We start from the raw sequence: 23169 nt of genomic DNA on the forward strand, positions 1-23169 counted from the left end.
CCCAGCTCCCCAATCCTCTTGCCGTCTCTCCTCTTGCTGTCTCAGCAGCACCAGCACCATGCTCTCAGCCTGCCAGATCATGGCACCCGGGGCCAATACCGACCCCGGGTGCCGTTCTCATCGATCTCAGGCGTCGCCCCCGGCATTGCCCGAGGTGCCGGCGTTGACATTGAGCAGGTCGTACTTGCGGGCGGCCTGCGCCGGCCACTCGGCGGGCACCTCTCCCCTGGCCGCCAGCATCTGCAGCACCCGCACCGCGATCGACGGGCCGTCGATGTGGAAGAACCGGCGGGCCGCCGAGCGGGTGTCGGAGAACCCGAACCCGTCGGCGCCCAGGGAGGCGTAGTCGCCGGGCACCCACTGGGCGATCTGGTCGGGGACCTGGCGCATGTAGTCGCTCACCGCGACCACCGGGCCGGGGGCGCCGTCCAGCCGCTGGACCAGGTAGGGGGTGCGAGCGCCCTGCTCGGGGTGCAGGAAGGCCTGCTCGTCGGCGTCCATCGCATCTCGGCGCAGCTCGGTCCAGGAGGTGACGCTCCAGATGTCGGCGACGATCCCGAAATCGGCCTTGAGCAGGTCCTGAGCCTCCAGGGCCCACGGCACCGCGACCCCCGAGGCGAGGATCTGGGCGCGCCTGGCGTCCGCGTTGACCCCCTCGAAGGAGCCCGGGTGCACCAGGTGCATGCCCTTGACGATGCCCTCGACATCGACGTCCTCGGGCTCCTTGGGCTGGACCATCGGCTCGTTGTAGACGGTGAGGTAGAACATCACGTCCTCGTCATCGGGGCCGTACATCCGGTGCAGGCCGGACTCCACGATGTGGGCGATCTCGTAGGCGTAGGCGGGATCGTAGGAGACCACCGCCGGATTGGTCGAGGCCAGCAGCGGGGACTGGCCGTCCATGTGCTGGGTGCCCTCGCCGGTCAGGGTGGTGCGCCCGGCGGTGCCGCCGAGGATGAACCCGCGGGCCATCTGGTCGGCGGCCGCCCAGAAGGAGTCGCCGGTGCGCTGGAAACCGAACATCGAGTAGAAGATGTAGATCGGCACCATCGCGATGCCCTGGGTCGAGTACGCCGTCCCGGCGGCGATGAAGGCGGCGGTGGATCCCGCCTCGTTGATGCCGGTGTGCAGGATCTGGCCGTTGCGGGCCTCCCGGTAGCTCAGCATCAGCTCGTGGTCGACCGGGGTGTAGTTCTGGCCGTGCGGGTTGTAGATCTTGATCGTCGGGAAGAAGGAGTCCATCCCGAAGGTGCGCGCCTCGTCGGGAATGATCGGCACCACCCGCGGGGCGAAGTCCTTGTCCCGCATCAGGTCCTTGAGCAGCCGGACGAAGGCCATCGTGGTGGCCACCTGCTGCTTGCCCGACCCCCTCTTGACGCCGTCATAGTGACTGGCGTCGGGCAGCGCCAGGGCCTTGTGGGCGGTCCTGCGCTCGGGCACGAAGCCGCCGAGGGCCCGTCGCCTCTCCAGCAGGTACTTGATCCGGTCGTCCTCGGGTCCCGGGTTGAAGTACGGCGCCCGGTAGGGGTCGGCCTCCAGCACGGCGTCGGAGATCGGGATGTCCAGACGGTCCCGGAAGGACTTGAGATCGTCGAGAGTCATCTTCTTCATCTGGTGGGTCGCGTTGCGCCCGGCGAAGTGGGAGCCCAGGTCGTAGCCCTTGATCGTGCAGGCCAGCACCACGGTCGGTGCGCCCTTGGTCTCGGTCGCGGCCTTGTAGGCGGTGTACATCTTGCGGTAGTCGTGCCCGCCGCGGCGCAGCGCCCAGATCTGGTCGTCGGTCCAGTGCTCCACCATCGCCAGGGTCCGCGGGTCACGGCCGAAGAACTCCCGACGCACGTAGGAGCCGTCGTTGGCCTTGAAGGTCTGGTAGTCCCCGTCGCGGGTGTTGTTCATCAGATCGACCAGGGCACCGTCGTGGTCGGCGTCCAGCAGCGGGTCCCAGCCCGATCCCCAGATCACCTTGATGACATTCCAGCCGGCGCCGCGGAAGGTGGACTCCAACTCCTGGACGATCTTGCCGTTGCCGCGCACCGGGCCGTCCAGGCGCTGCAGGTTGCAGTTGATGACAAAGGTGAGGTTGTCCAGCTCCTCGTTGGCGGCCACCTGGAGGAAGCCGCGGGACTCCGGCTCGTCCATCTCGCCGTCGCCGAGGAAGGCCCAGACGTGCTGGTCGGAGCAGTCCTTCACACCGCGGTTGGTGAGGTACTTGTCGAAGGACGCCTGGTAGATGGCGTCCATCGGGCCCAGTCCCATCGAGACCGTCGGGAACTGCCAGAACTCCGGCATCATCCGCGGGTGAGGGTAGGACGGCATGCCGTGCGGGGCGGCGGACTTCTCCTGGCGGAAGCCGTCCAGATCGGCCTCGCTGAGCCGTCCCTCGAGGAACGCCCTGGCGTACATTCCCGGGGCCGCGTGGCCCTGGAAGAACACCTGGTCGCCACCGCCGGGGGCGTCCTGGCCGCGCCAGAAGTGGTTCATCCCCACCTCGTAGAGGGTCACCGCCGAGGCATAGGTCGAGATGTGACCGCCGACCCCGATACCGGGACGCTGGGCCCGCTGGACGGTGATCGCGGCGTTCCAGCGGAGCAGCCGACGAATCTGCTGCTCGAGCTTCTCGTCGCCGGGGAAGGGCGCCTCGTCGGCGGCGGAGATGGTGTTGATGTAGTCGGTGGAGGTGAGCGCGGGAACCTCGAGCTTGCTGCGACTCCGAGCGTGCTCCAGCATCTTCAGCAGCACGGTCCGGGCCCGGTTCTCACCTTCCGCGCCGACCATCGCGTCGAGCGACTCGAGCCACTCCCGGGTCTCCTCGGGATCGGTGTCGGGCAGGGTGGTCGGGAGTCCGTTCAGCACAGGGCCGAGCTCTTCGCGTGGGATCACGCCGGGTCCTTTCTCATCGACGGTGACGCGGGACCGAGGTCTCCGGTCGGCATGACACCTCACATTCTGGCCCCGAACAGCGGAAAAATCACACAACTGGGCGTTGATGTTCTCGCTAGGCTCGATTCCGACAGAAGAGGGGAGACGCCCGTGGCATCGAGGAGTCCGCACGCCGGCGAGGGGTCGCGCCGGTCGGGAATGTCCAGTACAGGCCGCACCATCGTCGCCTCAGACCGCACCCGGCGGGCGATGGCCAAGCGGCTGGCCGCGCGCACCTCGACGATGACCACGGCCACCCTGGCCGAGATGACCGCCCGGCACTCCTGGTTCCGCGACCTGTCGGCCGACGACCGGTCGTGGATCTCGATCGTGGCGCGCAGCGGCATCGACGGGTTCGTCCGCTGGTTCGCCGACGACGAGGCCGAGCCCTACTCCCCCACCGATGTCTTCGACGTCGCCCCTCGGTCGATGACCCGCAAGATCTCCCTGCACCAGACGGTCGACCTGGTGCGCACCACCATCGACGTCGTCGAGGAGCAGATCCAGGCACTGCCCCGCGGCGACCGCCAGGTGCTGGCCCAGGCGATCGTGCACTACTCCCGGGAGGTCGCCTTCGCCGCCGCCGAGGTCTACGCGCGGGCCGCCGAGCAGCGCGGCACCTGGGACGAGAGGCTGGAGTCCCTGGTGGTCGACGCCATCGTGCGCGCCGACACCGATGCCGACCAGCTGGTCTCCCGGGCCTCCACCCTGGGGTGGCGACCAGGCAGCCGGTTGTGCGTGCTGGTGGGTCCCTTCCACCGGCCGCACACCCTGTCGGCGCTGCGCCACGCCGGCGAGCGGCTGGGGCTGAGCGTGCTGGCCGCGGTGCAGAGCGACAAGGTGGTCGCGGTCCTGTCGGGGGATGCGGTGACCGATGACGCGGCCGCCCTGGCCGCCGCCGGAACCCTGGCCGACCAGCTCAGCGAGGGCCCGGTGGTGGTCGGTCCGGTGGTCTCGGATCTGGTGGACGCCCCGGCGTCGGCCCGGGCCGCCCTGTCGGGGGCCTCTGCGGCGCTGGCCTGGCCTGAGGGTCCGCGGGTGCTGGCGGCGGTCGACCTGCTGCCCGAGAGGGCCCTGTCGGGGGACCGGGACGCCATCCACTGGCTGGTGGAGCAGGTCTACCGTCCGCTGGCCGAGGCCACCGGCGACCTGCTGGACACCACGGTCTCCTTCCTGGACCACGGCTGCTCGGTGGAGGGCACCGGTCGTGCCATGTTCATCCACCCCAACACCGTCCGGTACCGGCTCAAGCGGGTCCAGGACGTCTCCGGCTACTCGCCGTCGGCACCCCGTGAGGCCTATGTCCTCCACCTGGCGGTCACCCTGGGCCGACTGGCCGGGGTGGCCACCGGCTCGGGAACCTCCTCGGGTTCCGGTTCAGGTTCTACGGGATCGTCCCACCACCAGGGCTGAAGATAGGCTGCCGGCATGAATCTCATGATCCCGGTGCGTCCGGACGGCTCCGTCGAACCGCGGTTCGGCAAGGCACCGATGGTCGGAGTCGCCCAGGTCGACGCCGACGGCACCATCCACCAGTGGACCTCCTACCGGGTTGACTGGGACCGTCTCCACGACACCGGCAGCGAGGGATCCCACCACGCCCGGATCGTCACCTTCCTGCGCGAGCACGATATCGACGCGGTGGTGACCACCCATGTCGGCCACGGCATGCAGCGCACCCTGGCCTCGATGGGGCTGCCCATCCTGACGGCCACCAGCCCCGACGCGCGCGGCTCGGTGAGCGCCGCGGCGGCAGGACTGGGGGATCACTGATGAGGATCGCCGTGATCGGGGCCGGCGCCATCGGAGGGTTCTTCGGCGCCCGGCTGGCCGCGGCCGGCCAGGACGTCTTCTTCGTCGCCCGGGGTGCCACCCTGTCCACCCTGAGGTCCCGCGGGCTGGTGCTGAGCGGCGCCCACGAGCTGACCCTTCCGGTCACCGCCGCCGACGACCCCGCCGAGATCGGCCCGGTCGACGTCGTACTGGTGTGCACCAAGACCTTCCAGGTGGCCGATGCCGCGACCGCGTACCTTCCCGGGCTGATGGGTCCCCAGACCCTCGTCGTGAGCACCCAGAACGGGCTCCAGGCACCCTATCTCCTCGCCGACGCGGTAGGGCGCGACCATGTCGCCCCCGGCATCTGCCGGATCTGGAGCCAACTCCTGTCCCCCGGCGTCATCCATGTCTCCGAGGGACCCCAGAGCCTGGTCGTCGGCACCTGGGAGGGCAACGCCAGTCCCGTTCTGAGCGCCTTCCGACAGGCCCTGCGCGACGCCGGGGTGCACACCGTCGACTGCCACAACATCTGGACCGAGCTGTGGACCAAGGTGGTCCACGTCGTCCCCCAGGGCGCCGTCGGAGCCCTTCTCGACCTCCCCCTCGGCCAGCTTCTGGAGCACCACCGGTCCCTGCTGGGCCGCTGCATGACGGAGATCGCCACCGTCGGCCGCGCCCAGGGTGCCGAGCTGCCCGAGGACATCGTGGAGCAGACCCTGACCTTCCTGGCCGACCAGGACCCGACCTCCACCACCTCCTTCCAGCGCGACATCACCGCCGGCAGGCCCAGCGAGCTGGACGCCCAGATCGGCGCCATCCCCGGGCTGGGGGACGAGGTGGGGGTCGACACCCCGGTCTGCGATGTCATCGCCGAGACCCTCGGGGTGCACGCCGCCCGCGGGCGCTAGCTGTACTTCCCCGGGCCGGGGGCCGGCCGCCCGGGTGCCCCACTTGTCGGATCCCCACAACGCTTGTTGTGGGGATTTCGTGGCACGGGGCATCGCGCCCGGGCCGCGGATGGGGAAGAGTTGAACCGTGCTAGCTATCGTTGCCCCCGGACAGGGCGCCCAGAAACCAGGACTGCTGTCGGCCTGGCTCCAGGACCCCTCCTTCGCGGCCCATCTCGCATGGCTGTCCGCCGTCGCCGACATCGACCTGTCGGCCCACGGCACCGTCTCCGACGAGGCCACCATCAAGGACACCGCGGTGGCCCAGCCGCTGCTGGTGGCCGCATCCCTGGCCACCGGCTGGGCGGTCGCCGAGGACCTGTTCTCCCGCGCCGACCTGCTGGCCGGCCACTCGGTCGGCGAGATCGCGGCCGGCGCCGGAGCCGGAGCCTTCTCCCCGGAGGCCGCGATGGTCCTGGTCCGCGAACGCGGCCGTGCGATGGCCGAGGCCGCGGCCCAGTCCCAGACCTCGATGACCGCGGTCATCGGCGGCAACCCCGAGGAGGTCGTCGCCGCCATCGAGGAGGCCGGCCTCACTCCCGCCAACTACAACGGCAAAGGCCAGATCGTGGCCGGCGGCACCCTCGCCCAGCTCGCCGCCCTCGCCGAGAACCCGCCGGCCCGCACCCGGCTGTTCCCGCTGACGGTGGCCGGCGCCTTCCACACCGTGCACATGGAGCCCGCCGTCAGGCACCTGGCCGAGGTCGCCGCGGCGATGCCCACCGGCACCCCGACCACCGCCCTGCTCTCCGACCTGGACGGCGCCGTCGTCACCGATGGCCGCGACTTCGCCGACCGGCTGGTCCGCCAGGTCGCCCACCCGGTGCGCTGGGACCTGTGCATGGACACGATGGCCGAGCACGGCGTCACTGGTCTGATGGAGCTGGCCCCGGCCGGCACCCTCACCGGGATCGCCAAACGCAATCTCAAGGGGGTTGACCTGTTCAACCTCAACACCCCCGATCAGCTCGAGGATGCCCGCGCATTCGTCGAGAAGCACTCCAGCAAGACCGCGGAGGTCTGATGTCGCAGTCCACCCGTCCCGAACTCTCCCTCGTCGAGGGGGCGCACAGCTCGCGCATCCTGGCCACCGGCCATGTGCGCGGATCCCGTGTCGTCACCAATGAGGAGATGTGCACGATGATCGACTCCACCCCGGAGTGGATCGAGCAGCGCACCGGTATCAAGGAGCGGCGCTGGGCGACCGCCGAGCAGACCCCGCGCAGCATGGCTGTGGAGGCCGCGCGCAAGGCGCTGGCCAAGATTGGCATGGATCCGGCCGAGATCGGTGCGGTGGTCTGCGCCACCGTCTCCCATCACCGTCCCTCCCCCTCGCTGGCCACCTATGTGGCCCACGACCTCGGGGCGAACTCCGCGGTCGCCTTCGACCTCAACGCCGCCTGCGCCGGGTTCTGCTACTCGATGTCGGTGGCCGACTCGATGATCCGCTCGGGCAGCGTGCCCAATGTGCTGGTGATCGGCGTCGAGAAGCTCTCGGAGATGACCAACATCGCCGACCGTGGCACCGCCTTCCTGTTCTCCGACGGGGCCGCGGCCGCCGTCGTCGGACCCTCGCAGACCGTGGGGGTCGGCCCGGCGGTCTGGGGCAGCGCCTCCGACCAGGTCGAGACCATCGAGATCGAGGACTGGACCGAGGTGGCCTCCCACCCCGAGGTCGGCCACCCGCTCATCGCGATGAACGGCCGCTCCGTCTTCAAGTGGGCGATGACCGCCGTGGTCCAGAAGGCCGGCGAGGCCATCGAGAAGGCCGGGCTCACCCCGGCCGACCTGGACGTCTTCATCCCCCACCAGGCCAATGACCGCATCACCGAGGCGATGCTGCGTCACCTCAAGCTGCCCGAGTCGGTGACCGTGTGTCACGACATCGCCGACATGGGCAACACCTCGGCCGCCTCCATCCCGATCGCCATCGACCGGATGCTGGAGCGCGGCGAGGCCCACAGCGGAGACATCGCCCTCATCATCGGATTCGGCGCCGGACTGGTCTTCGCGGGCCAGGTCGTCGTCCTTCCCTGACCCGCGGACCCGTTCCCCGCGGGCAGATTCCCCGCGGGCCGGTCCAGCCGGGGCGCCCCGTCCGGAGGCGTCCGGGTCACCACAGATTCCCACAAGACACGTTCCACCAAGAAAAGGAAAAACCATGGCTGACAACGCACAGGTCCTCTCCGACATCGCCGACATCGTCAACGACATCACCGGAGTCGACCAGGCCGAGGTGACCCCGGAGAAGTCCTTCACCGACGATCTGGACGTCGACTCCCTCTCGATGGTCGAGATCGTCTACGCCTGCGAGGAGAAGTTCGGCATCGAGATCCCCGACGACAAGTCCAAGGACCTCAAGACCGTCGGCGACGCCATCAACTTCGTGGTCGCGGCCAAGGCCTGAGGGCCTTCCACCCACCGGTCACACCCCATCTTCAGGAGAGATACATGAGCGACGTCGTCATCACCGGCTTTGGTGCCACCACACCCCTTGGGGGCGACGCCCCGAGCACCTGGGAGGGGCTGGTGGCCGGCCGCAACGGCGTCCACACCCTCACCCAGGACTGGGCTGCCGACCTGCCGGTGCGGTTCGCGGCGGAGGTCGTCGACGAGCCGACCAACCACATCCCCCACCCCAAGGCGCGGCGGATGGACCGCAGCTCGCAGCTGGCGATGGTGGCGGCCGAGGAGGCCTGGGCCGATGCCGGCCTGGAGCTGCCCCATGACGCCGAGGGCAACGTCGTGGACAACGGCATCGACCCGGAGCGGCTGGTGGTGTGCTGCGCCACCGGCATCGGCGGCCTGCACTCCCTGCTCGGGCAGTGGGACGTCCAGAAGGACCGCGGCTTCCGCCGGGTGAGCCCGTTCACCATCCCGATGCTGATGGCCAACGCCCCGGCGGCCAACATCGGGCTGCTGGTCAACGCCAAGGCCGGGGTGCACACCCCGGTCTCGGCCTGCGCCTCCTCCTCGGAGGCCATCTCGCTGGGTCTGGATCAGATCCACCTGGGCCGGGCCGACATCGCCGTGGTGGGCGGCACCGAGGCGGTCATCCACCCGCTGCCGCTGGCGGCCTTCTCGCAGATGCAGGCGCTGTCCAAGCGCAATGACGATCCCGAGCACGCGTCGCGTCCCTGGGACACCGACCGTGACGGCTTCGTGCTGGGCGAGGGTGCTGCCGTGATGGTCATCGAGACCATCGAGCACGCCAGGGCCCGGGGGGCCAGGATCTACGGCACCCTCGCCGGGGCCGGCATCTCGGCCGACTCCCACGACCTTGTCCAGCCCGATCCGACCGGGGCCGGCCAGGCCTCGGCCATGCACAAGGCACTGGTGGCCGCCGACCTGTCGCCGGCCGACATCAACCACGTCAACGCCCACGCCACCTCGACCCCCCAGGGGGACATCGCCGAGGCCCACTCGATCCGCAGCACGCTGGGATCGGCCACCGACCAGGTGCTGGTCGACGGCACCAAGTCGATGACCGGCCATCTGCTGGGCGGGGCCGGGGCGCTGGAGTCCCTCGCGGTGGTGATGGCCCTGCTGACCCGGCAGGTGCCCGGCACCATCAACATCGAGCATCTGGAGGAGGACCTCCCGATCAACGTGGTGCGCGAGACCACCGCCCTGCCGCAGGGGGACCTGGCGGGGCTCAACAACTCCTTCGGGTTCGGGGGCCACAACGTGACCCTGGCGTTCACCAACGCCAACGCGACCCGCTGACCCGCCGGGACAGTTCAGCGTCGCAACGGCCCGGGCCCCATCCGATCGGATGGGGCCCGGGCCGTTGCGACGCTGCTGGGCGGTTGAGCTGGTGAGCTGGTGGACGGTCGGGCCGTTGAGCTGGTGGGCCGGGCCTCAGCCGACCTGGCTGGACAGCCAGCTGACATCCAGCTCGGGGTCGCGGGCCCGGTAGGGCTCCAGTTCGACGTCCCAGGGCTCCCCCAGCAGGTCGGACAGCTCCGCCTGCAGGTCGGTCCCCTCGCGTCGCGCCTCGGCCATCGCCAGCCTCAGTCGGTTCTCGGAGACCATCACGTCGCCGATCGCACTGGTGTCGGCCGAGAAGACCCCCAGACTCGGGGTGACGCTCCAACGGTGTCCCAGCCCCTCGCCATGGCCCTGGGCGGGAGGGTCGACGGTGAGTTCGAGACGAAGCCTTCCCCAGGTGGACAGGGTCGACACCAGGCCGGCGGCCTGGGCCCTGTCGCCATGCCACTCTGCGGCCAGGCACCAACTGCCCGGCTCCACCGGCTGACGCTGCCAGTCAACTCCCGAGGGCAGCCTGACAGCGGCGGCGACTGCCCACTCGATGTGGCTGCGCAGCGCCGTCGGTGCCGAGTGGATGAAGAGCATCCCCCTTGCATCATGTGCGGAATCGTTCACGGCCGTCCTCCCCTTTGGTCCACGTGCCTTCCCCAGCAAATGGCGTCCGGAGGGACGAACAGGGACAAGTGTGCCCCGTCAGCGGCGCGGCCTTCAACCTCTGTCGGCGAGTCGCGGCCGACGAATCGATGAACGTTGTGATCCGAGCCCGGGACGGCGACGTATCGCCACCGGGACGGTGTCGGACCGGTGCGGCCCCTCAGGAGTAGTCCCGGGCGCCGAAGATCGCGGTGCCCACCCGCACCACGGTGGCTCCGTGGGCGATCGCCTGCTCGAAGTCCCCCGACATCCCCATCGACAACTCGTCCCAGGAACTCGGCGCCGGCGCCTCCTGACGCAACCTCTGCTGGAGGTCCTGCATGGTCTGGAAACAGGCGGCCACCCTGGCCCGGTCGGGAGAGTTCACCGCCACCGTCATGAGCCCTTTGACCCTCAGAGTGTCCATGCCGACCAGTTCACGGGCCAGGGCCGGGGCCTCGGAGGGGGCCACCCCGGACTTCTGCGGCTCACCCGAGGAGTTGACCTCGATGAGGACGTCGATCTGGCGACCCTCGCGGTCCAGGCGCCGGGCCAGGTCGCGGGCCAGCTTGACCGAGTCGAGGCTGGAGACCTCGGTGGCGAACCGGGCGACGTCGCGGGCCTTGTTGGTCTGCAGGTGCCCGATGATGACCCACTCGATCTCGGGGTGCCCCTCGTGGAGCTCCTGCCACTTGCCCATCGCCTCCTGCACCCGGTTCTCCCCGAACCGGGTGTACCCGGCGGCGACGGCGTCCAGCACGGCCGAGGCGGGATGGGTCTTGCTGACCGGCAGCAGGCGCACCTGCGAGGGGTCGCGTCCCGCGGCCAGGCAGGCGGCGTCGATCCGGTGTCGAACGGAGTCCAGGTTGTCAGCGACGGAGGTCATGCCCCGACTCAACCACACCGGCGCGCCGACGCGCATCAGGGCCATCTGGCGGCCAGCGAGACGACCCCCAGGCCGGCCAGCACGGCCAGCAGCAGGCCGTAGCCCACGTACCGGTCGGTGACCTCGGCGTAGACCTTCTCCTGGCCGACCGCCTTGGCGATCGACTTGTACACATCGGTGAGCTGGCCCAGCGACTCCGCGGAGAACTTCTCCCCACCGGAGGCCTTGGCGATGGCCGCCAGCTCGTGGTGGTTGACCGGGACCGGCTGACGGCGTCCCTCCTCGTAGACGTAGCCGCCGGCGGTGCCGTAGGCGATCGTGTACACCGGGACGTTCTCCCGCCGGGCCTGCTGGGCGGCCGGCAGGGAGGGCCTGCCGACATTGGTGGCACCGTCGGACAGCAGCACCACCGCCGCCGGCGGCTTGGTGCCGGGATGGGAGGGGTCGTCGGGGGCCAGTTTCAGGGCGTCGAGGGAGGAGTAGATGCCCTCCCCGATGGCGGTGGAGGGCAGCACCTGAAGGTTGTCGATGGCGGTCGAGACGGTGCCCCGGTCGGTGGTGGGAGGCACCACCAGCTGGGCACTGGCGGCGAACTTCACCAGTGCGACGTTGAACCTCTCGGGCAGTTCGGTGAGAAAGGACTTCGCGGCCGACTTGGCGGCCGACAGCCGGGAGGGCTGGACGTCGGTGGCGATCATCGACCGCGACACGTCCATCGTGATGACGACGGTGGCCCGGTCGCGGGGCTCCTCCCGGAAGGCCTGCGGCTGGGCGAAGGCCAGCACCAGGGAGGCCATCGAGGCGACCGAGCAGAGCACCGCCAGATGGCGCTTCCAGGCCTTGTCACGGGGCAGGATGCGACGCAGATCGATCCTGCTGGGTCGCCGGACCGGGGTTCTGCGGGCACTCAGCCCGACATACCCGAGCACCACCACCAGCGGGACCAGGAGCCACCACAGGCGTCCGGGGCGCTGGAACTGCACGATGAGCCCCGGATCGGTGACCAGGGTCGCCAGCGGCCCGCAGATCATGGGAGGGATGAGCATCATCACGGCCACCTCGTCGCCATCGAGACCACACCCAGGCCGGCCACGATCGCGAATCCCAGGGCGTAGAAGGCCCACCGGGCGGTGACCTCCTTGCGCACCTCCTGGTAGCCGACCGAGCTGTGGACGTCCTGGTAGACGCTCTTGAGGTCGCCGGCGGACTCCGCGGTCCACGACCGCGCCCTGGTCCGATCGGCGATCTGGGCCAGCAGGGTGGTGTCGGGTGCCACCCGTTCCCGGGCGCCGTCGACGTCGACGTATCCGGTCTGGGTGCCGAAGGCGATCGTGTAGACGGGCACCTTGGCGCTGGCGGCGGAGTTGGCGGCGGTCATCGGGTCCGACCCGTCGGTGTTGCCACCGTCGGACAGCAGCACGACGGCGGCCGGCACGGGTTCCTTGCTGGCTCCCCCGGGGGCCTCCTTGATGGCCTGCAGGCTGATCGTGATGGCGTCCCCGATGGCCGTCCCGTTCTCGGTCCCGATGGCGTTGAGGGCGCGCTCGGTGGTGGCCCGGTCGGTGGAGGGGGGCATCACGACGCGTGGATGGCCCGAGACGGTGACGACCGCCACGTTGAATCCGGCGGGCAGGGTGCTGATGAAGTTCCGGGCCTGGGCCTTGGCGGCGTCCAGCCTGGTGGGATCGACATCGGTGGCGGTCATCGACAGCGAGTTGTCGATACCCACGACGATGGTGGCTCGTTCCCGGGGGATCTTCTCGATGCCCATCGGGCGGGCCCAGGCATAGGTCACCGCGGCCAGCGAGCACAGCGCCATGGCCACCGCCACATGGCGCTTCCACTGGGACTGGGGGCGCAGCACGGCGCCCAGCACCCCGGTGTTGGGGAATCTCATCCCGGTGCGGTTGCGCCGGCGCAGGGCCAGCAGGTAGAGGGCGACCAGCAGCGGGACGGCGACCAGGGCCCAGAGTCGGGCGGGCTGCTGGACCTGGGGCAGACCCAGCACCAGGCAGATCATCGACGATGTCATCGGGCCACCCCCTGCGGGGGCTGGTGGAGCATCGAGGCCACCCGGCGGTAGCCCAGCACGAAGCGGGCGATGTCGGCGACCCAGTCGGAGTCGGTGCGCAGCTGGATGTGGCCGGCGCCGGCGCGCCGGATGGCGGTGGCGACGCGCGCCCGCTGGGCCGCGGTGGCGGCGTCCATCCGCTGCTTGGCGGCCGGGTCGGCGGTGTTGACGTAGCGCGCGAAGTTCGTCTCGGGGTCGCGCACCAGGATCTCCCCGACATCGGGGAAGTCGGTCTCGGCGGCGTCGATCACCTCGATGCACAGCACCTGGTTGCGCACCGACAGCCGGCGCAGCGACCGCTCCCAGTCGGGCGGCACCGCGGCGTCCAGTTCGTGGTCGCCGGGGGTGAGGAAGTCCGAGACGACGACTCTCATGCCGCGGCGGCGCTCGGTGCGGTTGAGCTGCTCGATCCCCTTGGCCAGGGTCATCTCGCCGGGCGCGTTGTCGGCGACGATGGGTTCGGTGAGCATGCTGCGCAGCAGACCGTAGAGGGCCATCCGACCACTGCGCGCGGGCAGCCTGCGAATCCCGTCCTGGCGCATCACCAGGCCCCCGAAGCGGTCCCCCATCCGTTGCGAGAGGAACCCGATGGTGGCGATCCCGGCGATCCCGAGATCGCGCTTGGTGACCCCCTGGGTGCCCCAGTTCATCGACGGTGTGACGTCGAGCAGGGCCCAGACCTCCAACTCGCGGTCGGCGATGGTGTCGCGGACATGGGGCTCGGTGGTGCGGGCGGTGACCGCCCAGTCCATCCGTCGCACGTCGTCCTGCCCCGGCTGGTAGGGCCGGGCGTCATTGGTGTCGGAGCCGGCCCCGGGCAGCAGTCCGATGTGATCGCCGTGCAGGAATCCCTCCAGGCGGCGCACCACGGTGAGCTCCAGCCGCCGCAATGCCGCCTCGGGTGCCAGCTGGCTCAGCGGCAGAGTGGCGCCGGTGGGCGGTCTCAGGACGGTCTGGGCCACCCCGAGGTCCTGGCGGGCCGGATCCGGGTCAGGCGGCAACCACGACGGCTGCGGAGGGCCGAAGGTGGGACGCGATGACATGGGCGTCCTCAGTTGCGGTACTCGGGCTGGTGGCGGTGCGACTGGTGGGCCTCGGAGCGCTGCTGGGCGTTCCACACCGGGGTGGGCGGCGGGACCATCGCGAGGATCCGCTCGATCACCTGGGGGGTCTCGACGTTGTCGGCGATGGCGTCGAATCCGAGCACCAGTCGGTGCGACATGACGTCCTTGGCGACTGCCTGGACGTCGGTCGGCAGGACGTAGTCGCGGCCGTGGATGAGCGCCAGGGCTCGTGCGGCGGCGACCAGGCCGAGGCTGGCCCTCGGGGAGCAGCCGATCTGGATGACCGACTCCAGGTCGGGCATCCCGAACTCGGCGGGGGTCCGGGTGGCCAGCACCAGGCGCACGACGTACTCGGCGACCAGGTTGTGGACGAAGACGTTGGAGGCCATCGACTGCAGCTCGATGACCTTCTGGGGGGTGAGCACCCGGTTGGGCTCGGGGGTGCGCACGCTCATCCGCCGCAGGATCTCGAACTCCTCATTGCCCCGCGGGTAGGGGACGTCGATCTTGAGGAGGAATCGGTCCCGCTGGGCCTCGGGCAGCGGGTAGACGCCCTCGGACTCGACGGGGTTCTGGGTGGCGAAGACGCTGAACGGGGCCCTGGCGGGGAAGGTCTGTCCGGCGATGGAGACCTGCCTCTCGGCCATCAGCTCCAGCATCGCCGACTGCACCTTGGCGGGGGCGCGGTTGATCTCGTCTGCGAGCACGAAGTTGACGAAGACCGGTCCCAGCTCGATGTCGAAGCTCTCCTTGGAGGCCGAGTAGATCCGGGTCCCGACGATGTCGGAGGGCACCAGGTCGGGGGTGAACTGGATGCGGGCGAAGTCTCCGCCCAGCACGGTGGCGAAGGAGCGGACGGCCAGGGTCTTGGCGACGCCGGGGACTCCCTCCAGCAGGATGTGACCCTTCGCCAGCACGCCGACCATCATCTGCTCGACCATGTGCTCCTGGCCGACGATGACCTGCTGCACCTGGCCGATGGCCTCCCCGATGAGGGTGGCGGCCTGCTCATTGGTCATCGAGGCGTCGGCATTTCCGGTGCCGATGTTCTGGCCACCGGACAGCCTCATCTCGGGCTGGGCGGGAGGCTGTGCCGCATGCGCGGGAGCCGAGGCCGCATGAGCGGGGGCCGACGGTGCGGGAAAGGCCTGTCCGTTCTGCCCCTGCTGACCGTGCTGTCCCGGCTGACCCTGGGGTGGCGGAGCCTGCGGGGGAAGACCCTGCGCGGGGGGCCAGGCCCCCTGCTGGCCCGGTGTCTGGTGCACACCCGGTTGCATGCCTGCTGTGCTCACTCGTTGCTCCTGCCTGGACCCGTGAGGCGGGCCGTTGTGCGGTGCTCGCCACGATACCGTGCATCGATGAGACGCGGCCGTGACGCCGCTGGGCGCCCCGATCCTCGCCGCCGGGCAGCGCCGTTGGGCGGCGCCGCCGTCCGGTGATTGCCACGATGTGGTGAGATGGGTGGCGATGTCCGAGTCTCAGCCGCCCACCGGCCCGTCCGCCACGGGGGGCGGTGCGCCGTCTCCCTCGCCGCTGCTGGCCTCCGATCCGCCGAGGATCGGGGACTTCTGGTTGGACGCCCGGGTGCTGGCGACCCCGGCCGGGGTGACCTTCATCGGCCATGACGACGCCGACACCCCGGTGCTGCTGATCCTGCTGTCGGAGGGTGCGGCCGCCGATGCCGCCGCCCGTGACCGGCTCAGCGGAGAGGTGAACCACCTGCATGCCGAGACGGTGGTCGCTCGTGGCGGTCAGGGCCAGGACCAGGGGCGGCTGGGCCATCTGTTCCGCAGCGAGGACGACGACCCGCGAGGTCCCGCGCAACTGCCGTTGGCCCCCTGGGTGGCACTCGTCAACGACGGGTCGCCCGCGGCCCCGGCCGAGGCGTTGCGGATCCTGCAGGCCGTCGACCTGTCGATGACCCGTGAGATCGGCAGTCCTTCGGGGCCCGGCTACCGGTTGTACTGGGCCGATCGGCACGACGCCGGCACCTCGCGGACCTGGCCGCTGCCCTGGCCGGGTCGCGGCGACCGTGCCGGCTGGTCGAGCGTTGGCATCGCGTGGCTGCTGATCGTCATGATCGCGGCCCTGGGTCTGCTCATCGCGGTGCTGCTCTTCCAGAACGTCCCGCCGAGCCCTCCCCCACCGCCGGTGCCGACCTCGGCGTCCGGTTCCGGTGGCGGGTCCGGCTCACCCTCATCGGGTTCCCCCTCATCGGGATCCCCGTCCTCGGGTTCGGGCTCGCCCTCCTCCTCGGGATCCCAGCCGCAGTCCCCCTCCCCGTCGGACTCAGGCAGACCGACCAATCCGACTCCCACCACCCCTCCGACCATGCAGTCGCCGGGGGCCAGCGGATCCAGCGGGACCGCCACTCCCACACCCACCACCAACACGAAGCTGTGACCATGCCGTCTGTCGATCTCATCGCCTCCGATCTGGACCACACCTTTCTGGGTGCCGACAAGCTGCCCTCGGCGCAGAACGTCGCGGCCGTGATGGACGCGGCGGAGGCCGGGGTGAGAATCGTCTTCGCCACCGGTCGGCCCTACCGATGGCTGGACGTGCTGGACCAGCTGGCTCCCGCCGATCCGACCATCCTCGCCTCCAACGGCGCGGTGAGTGTGGACGCCCGGACCGGGGAGGTGATCCACCAGTCGCGGATCGATCCCCAGATCTTGGCCGAGATCGTCTCCGCGGTGCGGCGGGTGGTGCCCGACGCGCTGTTCTGCGCCGAGGAGGCCCGGCACTGGGGGCTGGAGGACGGTTTCGAGAGATCGGTGGAGAAAGGGGCACCCGACCTGGTGGCGCCGGTCGAGGAGCTCATCGCCCCGGACCGACAGGTTGTGAAGTTTCTGGTCCGCGGATGGGGTGTTCCCAGTGAGGAGCTCTACGAGCGGGTGGCACCTGTGATCGGGGGACGGGCGACGACGACCTTCTCCTTCACCGGTCCCGACGGTCTGCTGGAGATCAGCGCGGCCGGCGTCTCCAAGGGGGTGGCGCTGGCCCAGGTGTGCGCCGATCTGGGGATCGATCCGGCGAGGGCCGCGGCCTTCGGGGACATGCCCAATGACATCACGATGCTCGACCTGGTGGGCCACCCGTTCGCGGTGCGCAACGCCCATCCGAAGGTGCTGGAGCGGGGATACCCGGTGATCGGGGACCACGACGACAGCGCGGTGGGACGCACCATCGAGCAGTTGCTGGCCGAGAAGCGGGAGCCCTCGAGTTCCCGCTAGAGTGCTCTGCGCGACTTCCCTGGAGTCGTCGGGGCGTTAGCTCAGCCGGTCAGAGCAGGGGACTCATAATCCCTGGGTCGTGGGTTCGAGCCCCACACGCCCCACCCACAGGTCATTCCGAACTCAGCAGGATAACGTCCACGGCTCGTCTCCCTGGCAGACCCCGACTCCCCCCTCGCACCTCGACGCTGATGAGGTACTGCCGTCACTGCCACCCTCGGTCCAGCACTCGGTCGAGCTGCTCCAGGGAGTCGATGTGATGCACCCCGGCCCCCTCCAGGCTCTGATGACCGGAGGTGAGATGGATGAACCGCATCCCCAGGTAGTCGGCGATTTCCAGGTCGTGGTTGGTGTCGCCGACCATCACGATCCGCTCCGCAGGGGTTCCCGTCCGGTCCAGCCAGGAGGCGACGACGTCGCGCTTGGAGGCGTGGTAGGCATCCTCGGCCGACAGGACCTCGCTGAACACGGACGCCAGATGGTGGGGTTCCAGCTGCGCCATCAGGGTGGGGGCGGGGGTCGCCGAGGCAAGGATCTGCTGCATGCCACGCTCCGCCAGGCCTTTCAGGGCGTCGCGGGCCCCGGGCTGGAGTCCGGCCCGAGGTGCCGACTCACCGACGAGATCCAGGTAGCGGCTCGCCGCGTCGTGATATGCCGTCCCGCCGAGCCCGAGATCAGCGTAGAAGTCAGGAATCGGGAACCGGAACAGGTGGCGGTAGGCGTCCAGGTCGTCGATGACGGGACGACCGTTCTCGGTCAGGACCCGGTTCATCGCCTCGCGGCAGATCTCGACATCATCGAGCAGGGTCCCGTTCCAGTCCCAGCACACCGCCTCGACGCGCACCTGTTCTCCGCCCCGCTGCCGTCGGCTCGACCCCGCCCCTGACCGGGGCGGGGATGGGATCACTCAGAAGTGGATGAACCCGTCGAAGCCGCTGCTTCCGCCGCTCTGCCAGTTCACATTGCTGCGGGTGTCGAAGCCGCTGGTGACCAGGTAGTTGTACTCCGAGACGTCGATCGTGCCGTTGGAGTGGACGGCGGTGACATAGGCCACGTGTCCGGCCGAGCCGCTGGTCCGCCAGGCCACCGAGCCGACGGTCGGCGTGGAGTTCACCGTGATTCCCAGGCTGCGGGCGGCCGATCCCCAGTTCTCCGCATTGCCGAAGTGGACTCCCCGGTACATGTTCTGGAAGTTGCTGTGCCCGGTGTTGCTGCGCACCTGCCATGCGACGTAGGAGACGCACTGTCCCCAGTAGAACCCCCACGGGTCGACACCGCCGCTGCTGGGCACCGATGAGTAGCTGCGCGGAGTGGTCGAGGTCACGGTTCCCGACACCGAGCTGGCATTCGTGCGACTCGAAGTCGCACTCACCTTCGGCTTCGACGTCGACAACAACGACGACTTCACCCACCCAGCCTTCCCCTGGAACGACACCGGGGTCCACCCACCCACAGCCGCACCACGAGTACCCACATAATCCCCCTGCGACAACTGACCCACCACCCGATAAGCCGTCCCCGCACCACTCCGCACATTCACACCCACCGACGCATACACAATCCGCCGAACAGACCCAGCAGAACCCGCCGAAGACGCACTCACCTTCGGCTTCGACGTCGACAACAACGACGACTTCACCCACCCAGCCTTCCCCTGGAACGACACCGGGGTCCACCCACCCACAGCCGCACCACGAGTACCCACATAATCCCCCTGCGACAACTGACCCACCACCCGATAAGCCGTCCCCGCACCACTCCGCACATTCACACCCACCGACGCATACACAATCCGCCGAACAGACCCAGCAGAACCCGCCGAAGACGCACTCACCTTCGGCTTCGACGTCGACAACAACGACGACTTCACCCACCCAGCCTTCCCCTGGAACGACACCGGGGTCCACCCACCCACAGCCGCACCACGAGTACCCACATAATCCCCCTGCGACAACTGACCCACCACCCGATAAGCCGTCCCCGCACCACTCCGCACATTCACACCCACCGACGCATACACAATCCGCCGAACAGACGCGGCGTTCTTCGCCGCGGCGGACTTCGTGGCCGAGGCCTTCTTGGCGGTCTGGGCAGGTGTGGAGGCGCTGGGCGCACGCAGGCTCGCCGGCACGATGGCTGCCGGCTTCGTGGTGGACAGGAATGCCGCCTTCACCCAGCCGGAGTGACCGGCTGCGCTCACGGGAGCCCAGCCGTCGACCGTCGCTCCGCGCAGCGTGAGGTAGCTGTGGGCCGGCAGGATGCCCAACGACTTCTGGTCGGTGCCGGCAGCGCTGCGCAGGTTGACGTTGTCTGTCAGGTAAGCACCGCGCACCAGCGCGGTCGATACCGAGGACGGCGCCTTGGCAGCCGCCGAGGGAGCGCTCGCGGTGACCTTTCTGGTCGACTTCGCCACGGCAGCGGTGCCGAGAGTTCTACTGGAGGCCGGCGCCGCGTCAGTCAGGTACTTGGCCTGGACCCAGCGGGTGCGTCCCTGGAAGACGACCTGCTGGTAGCCGTTCGCGGTGCGGCTGGTGGTCCGGATCTGCTGTCCGGGCGTCAGGGTGGCGACCTTGGGCAGGGATGCCGAGGGACCGCTGCGGACGTTGAGGTAGTCCGTCACCCACGCGGAGTTGCTCCCGGTCGAGGACTCCTCGGAATCCTGCTGGTCAGCACTCTGCTGCTCGGGTGCGGACGGCTTCTGAGAGGATGCCAGGTCCTTGGTGGGCAGCCGCCGACTCGACGTCGAGGACGGCGCGGCGCTGGAGACCGACGGGGCCAGTGTCGTGGCCGACTCAGACGGGCTCGGGGCAGACGGAGTAGAGGTCGCGCCAGACGGAGCCGAAGTCGTCGCGGAAGGGGTCGACGTCGCGGATGAGGGCGCCGCGCTCGAGACGGACGGAGTCGGTGCCGTGGCGGCCGGGCTCGAGGAGGAGGACGTCACACTGGGGGTCGCAGACGCCGACTCCGGTGCTTCAGCTGTGGTGCTCGCCGCCGTGCTGCTGGACGAGTCCGAGGGCGTGGCAGAAGCAGTAGCGGGAGCGTCGGTGCTCATCGCGGCATCAGGAGTCGGGGCAGCATCGGGGGTCGGTGTGGCCGTCGACGGCTGAGCGGCGGCGACCTGGACATCCTGGTCGGCCGTCTGATCGGTCGACTCGGGGGCGGACTGTTCCGCATCCGACTGGGCCGACTCGCCGGCCTGGTCGGCCGGATCCTGGGTGTCGGGAGCCTGGGCCTGCTGCGTCTGTGCGGGAGCGGCGGTCTGCGAGCTGGAGTCGTCCGGCACCGTGGAGGTGGCCCGGGTCGACCGCATCGAGGCAGTGGCGGACGCCGATCCGCTGTCGGCCGGGACACCGCGCGGCTGGGTGAGCGCCCGCAGGGCGTCGGCCTGTTTGCGCGCAGTCGACCCGTCGTCGACCCGCCGGGTCGCCTGCTGGTGAGCGGTGAGTGGGGCACATCCGGCCATCAGACCTGCCGAGGCTATTGCTGCGACACCGATTCTCAGTGAGTGCGCTGCTCCCATCAGGCTTACTTCCTTCCGCCGGGCGAAACCCGTCTCTCGACTGCTCGAGGCGGTCCCCAGAGCCCCTTCCTGTCGTCCAGGTCGGGACAGGGCCACTGCCATTGCGACTACGGGAAATGTACGTGAGTCCGCCTTCCACGGACCAGTGCCAGATCACCGATCTCCGGCCGCATCAATGCAACACGCCATCCGCGGGGTAAGAAATACAAACATGTGATTCGTCTCCTTGGGGGCGTCCATGTAACGCCGTACACATGTATCTGGCAAGGGGCGTAGCTCCACGATCAGGTGGGTCGCCGGTCCGATCCACCGACGACGACAGTGCTTCCATCAGACACACTGAGAATTTTTCAGCGATCCCTCAAGTGCCGGTTGAGAGATCCCGACCGCCGGACTGATGGGTGATCCCAACCGACCAGAGGACTGCTCATTCCACCCTCCGGCCATCCCCTCATCGTGACCATTGAGCCGACCGGTGCGCCGTTCCCCTCCGGCATCGCAGTGATTGGCTGAGACGCCCGGAGAGCCCGCCACCCGACTTGTAGAATCCCGGCCATGAATGACGACCAGAGTGAGCCGCAGGGCGCTGGTCGGGCCCTCGGCAGCAACTACCTCCTCACCTCGGTCCTCGGTACAGGCTCGATGGGGGAGGTCTGGCGGGCCACAGACCGCTCCGGCCGGGCCTTCGCAGTCAAACTTCTGCTCCCCGGACTGGCCAGCGACCCCGATCTGGTCCGGCGTTTCGTCACTGAACGCTCGATCGCCCTGGGAATCGACTCGCCCCATGTGGTGCGGGTCCACGACATGGTTGTCGAGGGGCAGACCATGGCCATCGTGATGGACCTCGTCGACGGCACCGATCTGCAGAGCCTGCTGGCTCGTCGCGGCACACTTCCCGCGGGCGAGGCGGCCGAACTCGGCCGCCAGATCGCCATCGGCCTGGGCGCGGTGCACGCCCACGGCATCGTCCATCGGGATGCGAAACCGGCGAATGTCCTGGTCGAGCCCGGCCCTCCCGAGTCCGCCAGACTCACCGACTTCGGCGTCTCCTTCCTCCAGGACGCCTCCCACCTGTCCCACATGACCGCCGTGGTCGGAACGCCGAACTACATGGCTCCCGAGATCATTGAGGGCCATCGCCCCACCGCGGCCTCGGACCTGTACTCGCTGGGCATCATGCTCTACGAGATGGTCTGCGGGGTGACTCCCTTCGCCACCGGCTCCACCATGACCGTGCTGCGCGGTCACTGCCAGTGCGCCCCCGGGCGCCCCGACGGGTTCCCCGAACCACTGTGGCAGATCGTCTCACGGCTGCTTGCCAAGTCACCGACCGACCGGCTCTACCGGGCGGCCGACGTCGCTGCGGCACTCTCGGCGGCCGGCCCCGTCCTGGCGGCCGTTCCCGCCCTGGCCCGGCTGCGCACTCCCCCGCCCGCCGTCCCGCTGCCGCAGCTCGATCCCACAGTGATCCCGGCACCCGACCCGACGTGGGTCCCGGGACCGGCGTCTCCGGCCACGTTCCCTCCGGCCGCGCCTTCTGCTGCTCCTGCTTCCTGCTGTTGCGCCCGGTTCCCCGTACCCCGCTGCCGCAGCCTTCCCGGCGCCGGCCGACCCTCGACTCCCCGGGGGATCCCGACGACGCCGTCGAGGTCTGGTCGTCGGCGCACTGGCCGTCGTGGTCATCGCCGCCTCAACCGGCGGCTACCTGTTCTCCCAGCGCGGCACCGGAACGGGTGGGACCGCCGCTGCGGTGGTCGCTCCCACCGACAGCTCGGCTTCCGCGACCTCCGGTCCGGTCGGCGCGATGGCACCCGCCCAGTCCACCGCTCCCGCCCAGCCCACCACTTCCACGCCATCCAGCACGCCGACCGCGGCCGCCACGCCGAGCCTGGTCAGCGCCGGCACCAGCAGCTACCGGAACCAGCGCTACGGCTTCGGGTTCACCGCCCCGATCGGCTGGTCCGGCACCGAGGACGCCGACGGGGGTGACCTTCACCTCACCCGACGGACGCGCCACGATGCGCGGCCTGGGGGTCAACACCGGCCTGGCAGACTGCGGCGGCTCCCTCAGCGCCTGCTACCAGACGGCCCAGGACAGCTACCGCGATGCCGGGGCGAGCATCACCTACAAGGCCCACGGCAAGCACTGGTACGTGATCTCCGGATACCGCTCCAACGGGTCGGAGTACTACGAGCGACGCCACCTGGGCACGGCCTCCAGCAATGCCCTGGTGGTCGATGCGCCGCCCGAGCAGCAGAAGCAGATGGAGGCTCCGATCGGCAAGGCCTCGCTGAGTTTCACGGCGGGCGACCTGTCGACCACCCACTGAGGCGGGCGCCCCGGTC

21 protein-coding genes, 1 tRNA gene and 1 pseudogene are annotated in these 23169 nt (G+C 69.6%); 14 read left to right on the forward strand and 9 right to left on the reverse strand.

Annotated features, from left to right (window positions below; all coding sequences use genetic code 11):
- Nucleotides 1-126: 126 nt before the first annotated feature.
- Nucleotides 127-2880, reverse strand: a complete 2754-nt coding sequence (gene aceE / locus FEZ32_RS12340) for a pyruvate dehydrogenase (acetyl-transferring), homodimeric type (RefSeq protein WP_138680705.1) — start codon at nt 2878-2880, stop codon at nt 127-129.
- 249 nt (nt 2881-3129) lie between these two features.
- On the opposite strand from aceE, the pseudogene FEZ32_RS12345 reads away from it, so the two are divergent.
- From FEZ32_RS12345 to FEZ32_RS12375, 7 genes and pseudogenes are all read left to right on the forward strand, one after another.
- A pseudogene (locus FEZ32_RS12345) lies at nt 3130-4254 on the forward strand (PucR family transcriptional regulator); the annotation flags it as partial.
- A 93-nt stretch (nt 4255-4347) separates the two neighbouring features.
- On the forward strand, nt 4348-4692 hold the full coding sequence (locus FEZ32_RS12350) for a NifB/NifX family molybdenum-iron cluster-binding protein (RefSeq protein WP_138680706.1): 345 nt from the start codon (nt 4348-4350) through the stop codon (nt 4690-4692).
- Nucleotides 4692-5603 carry a 2-dehydropantoate 2-reductase gene (locus tag FEZ32_RS12355; protein WP_138680707.1) on the forward strand — a complete coding sequence of 304 codons (912 nt, stop codon included), beginning with the start codon at nt 4692-4694 and terminating at the stop codon, nt 5601-5603. Before FEZ32_RS12350 ends, FEZ32_RS12355 begins: the two co-directional genes overlap by 1 nt.
- A gap of 175 nt (nt 5604-5778) precedes the next feature.
- Nucleotides 5779-6666, forward strand: a complete 888-nt coding sequence (locus tag FEZ32_RS12360) for an ACP S-malonyltransferase (protein WP_420809268.1) — start codon at nt 5779-5781, stop codon at nt 6664-6666.
- Nucleotides 6666-7679, forward strand: coding sequence for a beta-ketoacyl-ACP synthase III (locus FEZ32_RS12365; RefSeq protein WP_138680709.1), 1014 nt, complete (start codon nt 6666-6668; stop codon nt 7677-7679). The genes FEZ32_RS12360 and FEZ32_RS12365 overlap by 1 nt, the downstream gene beginning before the upstream one ends.
- Before the next feature lie 124 nt (nt 7680-7803).
- On the forward strand, nt 7804-8049 hold the full coding sequence (locus FEZ32_RS12370; protein ID WP_028702945.1) for an acyl carrier protein: 246 nt from the start codon (nt 7804-7806) through the stop codon (nt 8047-8049).
- Between the two features lie 44 nt (nt 8050-8093).
- On the forward strand, nt 8094-9368 hold the full coding sequence (locus tag FEZ32_RS12375) for a beta-ketoacyl-[acyl-carrier-protein] synthase family protein (RefSeq protein ID WP_138680710.1): 1275 nt from the start codon (nt 8094-8096) through the stop codon (nt 9366-9368).
- Between the two features lie 135 nt (nt 9369-9503).
- Here FEZ32_RS12375 and FEZ32_RS12380 read toward each other — a convergent pair whose 3' ends face one another.
- The 6 genes from FEZ32_RS12380 to FEZ32_RS12405 all read right to left on the reverse strand — a co-directional run bounded on the left by FEZ32_RS12380 (nt 9504) and on the right by FEZ32_RS12405 (nt 15137).
- Nucleotides 9504-9998, reverse strand: coding sequence for a DUF3145 family protein (locus FEZ32_RS12380; RefSeq protein WP_138680950.1), 495 nt, complete (start codon nt 9996-9998; stop codon nt 9504-9506).
- A 229-nt stretch (nt 9999-10227) separates the two neighbouring features.
- Nucleotides 10228-10932, reverse strand: a complete 705-nt coding sequence (locus FEZ32_RS12385; RefSeq protein ID WP_138680711.1) for a YggS family pyridoxal phosphate-dependent enzyme — start codon at nt 10930-10932, stop codon at nt 10228-10230.
- Between the two features lie 35 nt (nt 10933-10967).
- Nucleotides 10968-11978, reverse strand: a complete 1011-nt coding sequence (locus FEZ32_RS12390) for a VWA domain-containing protein (RefSeq protein WP_236082232.1) — start codon at nt 11976-11978, stop codon at nt 10968-10970.
- A gap of 2 nt (nt 11979-11980) precedes the next feature.
- The gene (locus FEZ32_RS12395; protein WP_097798952.1) at nt 11981-12952 is read right to left on the reverse strand and encodes a VWA domain-containing protein; all 972 of its coding nucleotides are present in this window, start codon (nt 12950-12952) and stop codon (nt 11981-11983) included.
- Between the two features lie 8 nt (nt 12953-12960).
- The gene (locus FEZ32_RS12400) at nt 12961-13965 is read right to left on the reverse strand and encodes a DUF58 domain-containing protein (RefSeq protein WP_028702939.1); all 1005 of its coding nucleotides are present in this window, start codon (nt 13963-13965) and stop codon (nt 12961-12963) included.
- Nucleotides 13966-14054: 89 nt separating this feature from the next.
- Nucleotides 14055-15137, reverse strand: coding sequence for an AAA family ATPase (locus FEZ32_RS12405; protein WP_097798954.1), 1083 nt, complete (start codon nt 15135-15137; stop codon nt 14055-14057).
- A 397-nt stretch (nt 15138-15534) separates the two neighbouring features.
- On the opposite strand from FEZ32_RS12405, the gene FEZ32_RS12410 reads away from it, so the two are divergent.
- The 3 genes from FEZ32_RS12410 (at nt 15535) to FEZ32_RS12420 (ending at nt 17407) form a co-directional block, all read left to right on the forward strand.
- Nucleotides 15535-16470 carry a hypothetical protein gene (locus FEZ32_RS12410; protein ID WP_236082434.1) on the forward strand — a complete coding sequence of 312 codons (936 nt, stop codon included), beginning with the start codon at nt 15535-15537 and terminating at the stop codon, nt 16468-16470.
- Between the two features lie 2 nt (nt 16471-16472).
- Nucleotides 16473-17303, forward strand: coding sequence for an HAD family hydrolase (locus tag FEZ32_RS12415; protein WP_138680712.1), 831 nt, complete (start codon nt 16473-16475; stop codon nt 17301-17303).
- Between the two features lie 30 nt (nt 17304-17333).
- Nucleotides 17334-17407 (forward strand) — tRNA-Ile (locus FEZ32_RS12420).
- A 101-nt stretch (nt 17408-17508) separates the two neighbouring features.
- On the opposite strand, the gene FEZ32_RS12425 is transcribed toward FEZ32_RS12420, so the two are convergent.
- Nucleotides 17509-18147, reverse strand: coding sequence for an HAD family hydrolase (locus FEZ32_RS12425; protein WP_175415789.1), 639 nt, complete (start codon nt 18145-18147; stop codon nt 17509-17511).
- Between the two features lie 63 nt (nt 18148-18210).
- Nucleotides 18211-19923, reverse strand: a complete 1713-nt coding sequence (locus FEZ32_RS12430) for an SH3 domain-containing protein (protein ID WP_175415790.1) — start codon at nt 19921-19923, stop codon at nt 18211-18213.
- A 97-nt stretch (nt 19924-20020) separates the two neighbouring features.
- Between FEZ32_RS12430 and FEZ32_RS13590 the strand changes: the two genes are divergently transcribed.
- The 4 genes from FEZ32_RS13590 to FEZ32_RS12440 all read left to right on the forward strand — a co-directional run bounded on the left by FEZ32_RS13590 (nt 20021) and on the right by FEZ32_RS12440 (nt 23153).
- On the forward strand, nt 20021-20410 hold the full coding sequence (locus FEZ32_RS13590; RefSeq protein WP_175415791.1) for a hypothetical protein: 390 nt from the start codon (nt 20021-20023) through the stop codon (nt 20408-20410).
- 108 nt (nt 20411-20518) lie between these two features.
- Nucleotides 20519-20740: a hypothetical protein gene (locus FEZ32_RS13595; protein ID WP_175415792.1), complete on the forward strand. Its 222-nt coding sequence runs from the start codon at nt 20519-20521 to the stop codon at nt 20738-20740.
- A gap of 638 nt (nt 20741-21378) precedes the next feature.
- Nucleotides 21379-22812: a serine/threonine-protein kinase gene (locus FEZ32_RS12435; protein WP_138680715.1), complete on the forward strand. Its 1434-nt coding sequence runs from the start codon at nt 21379-21381 to the stop codon at nt 22810-22812.
- On the forward strand, nt 22809-23153 hold the full coding sequence (locus FEZ32_RS12440) for a hypothetical protein (RefSeq protein ID WP_138680716.1): 345 nt from the start codon (nt 22809-22811) through the stop codon (nt 23151-23153). Before FEZ32_RS12435 ends, FEZ32_RS12440 begins: the two co-directional genes overlap by 4 nt.
- Nucleotides 23154-23169 lie beyond the last annotated feature (16 nt).

The sequence above is a fragment of the Acidipropionibacterium jensenii genome (assembly GCF_005890135.1).
Taxonomy (GTDB): domain Bacteria; phylum Actinomycetota; class Actinomycetes; order Propionibacteriales; family Propionibacteriaceae; genus Acidipropionibacterium; species Acidipropionibacterium jensenii.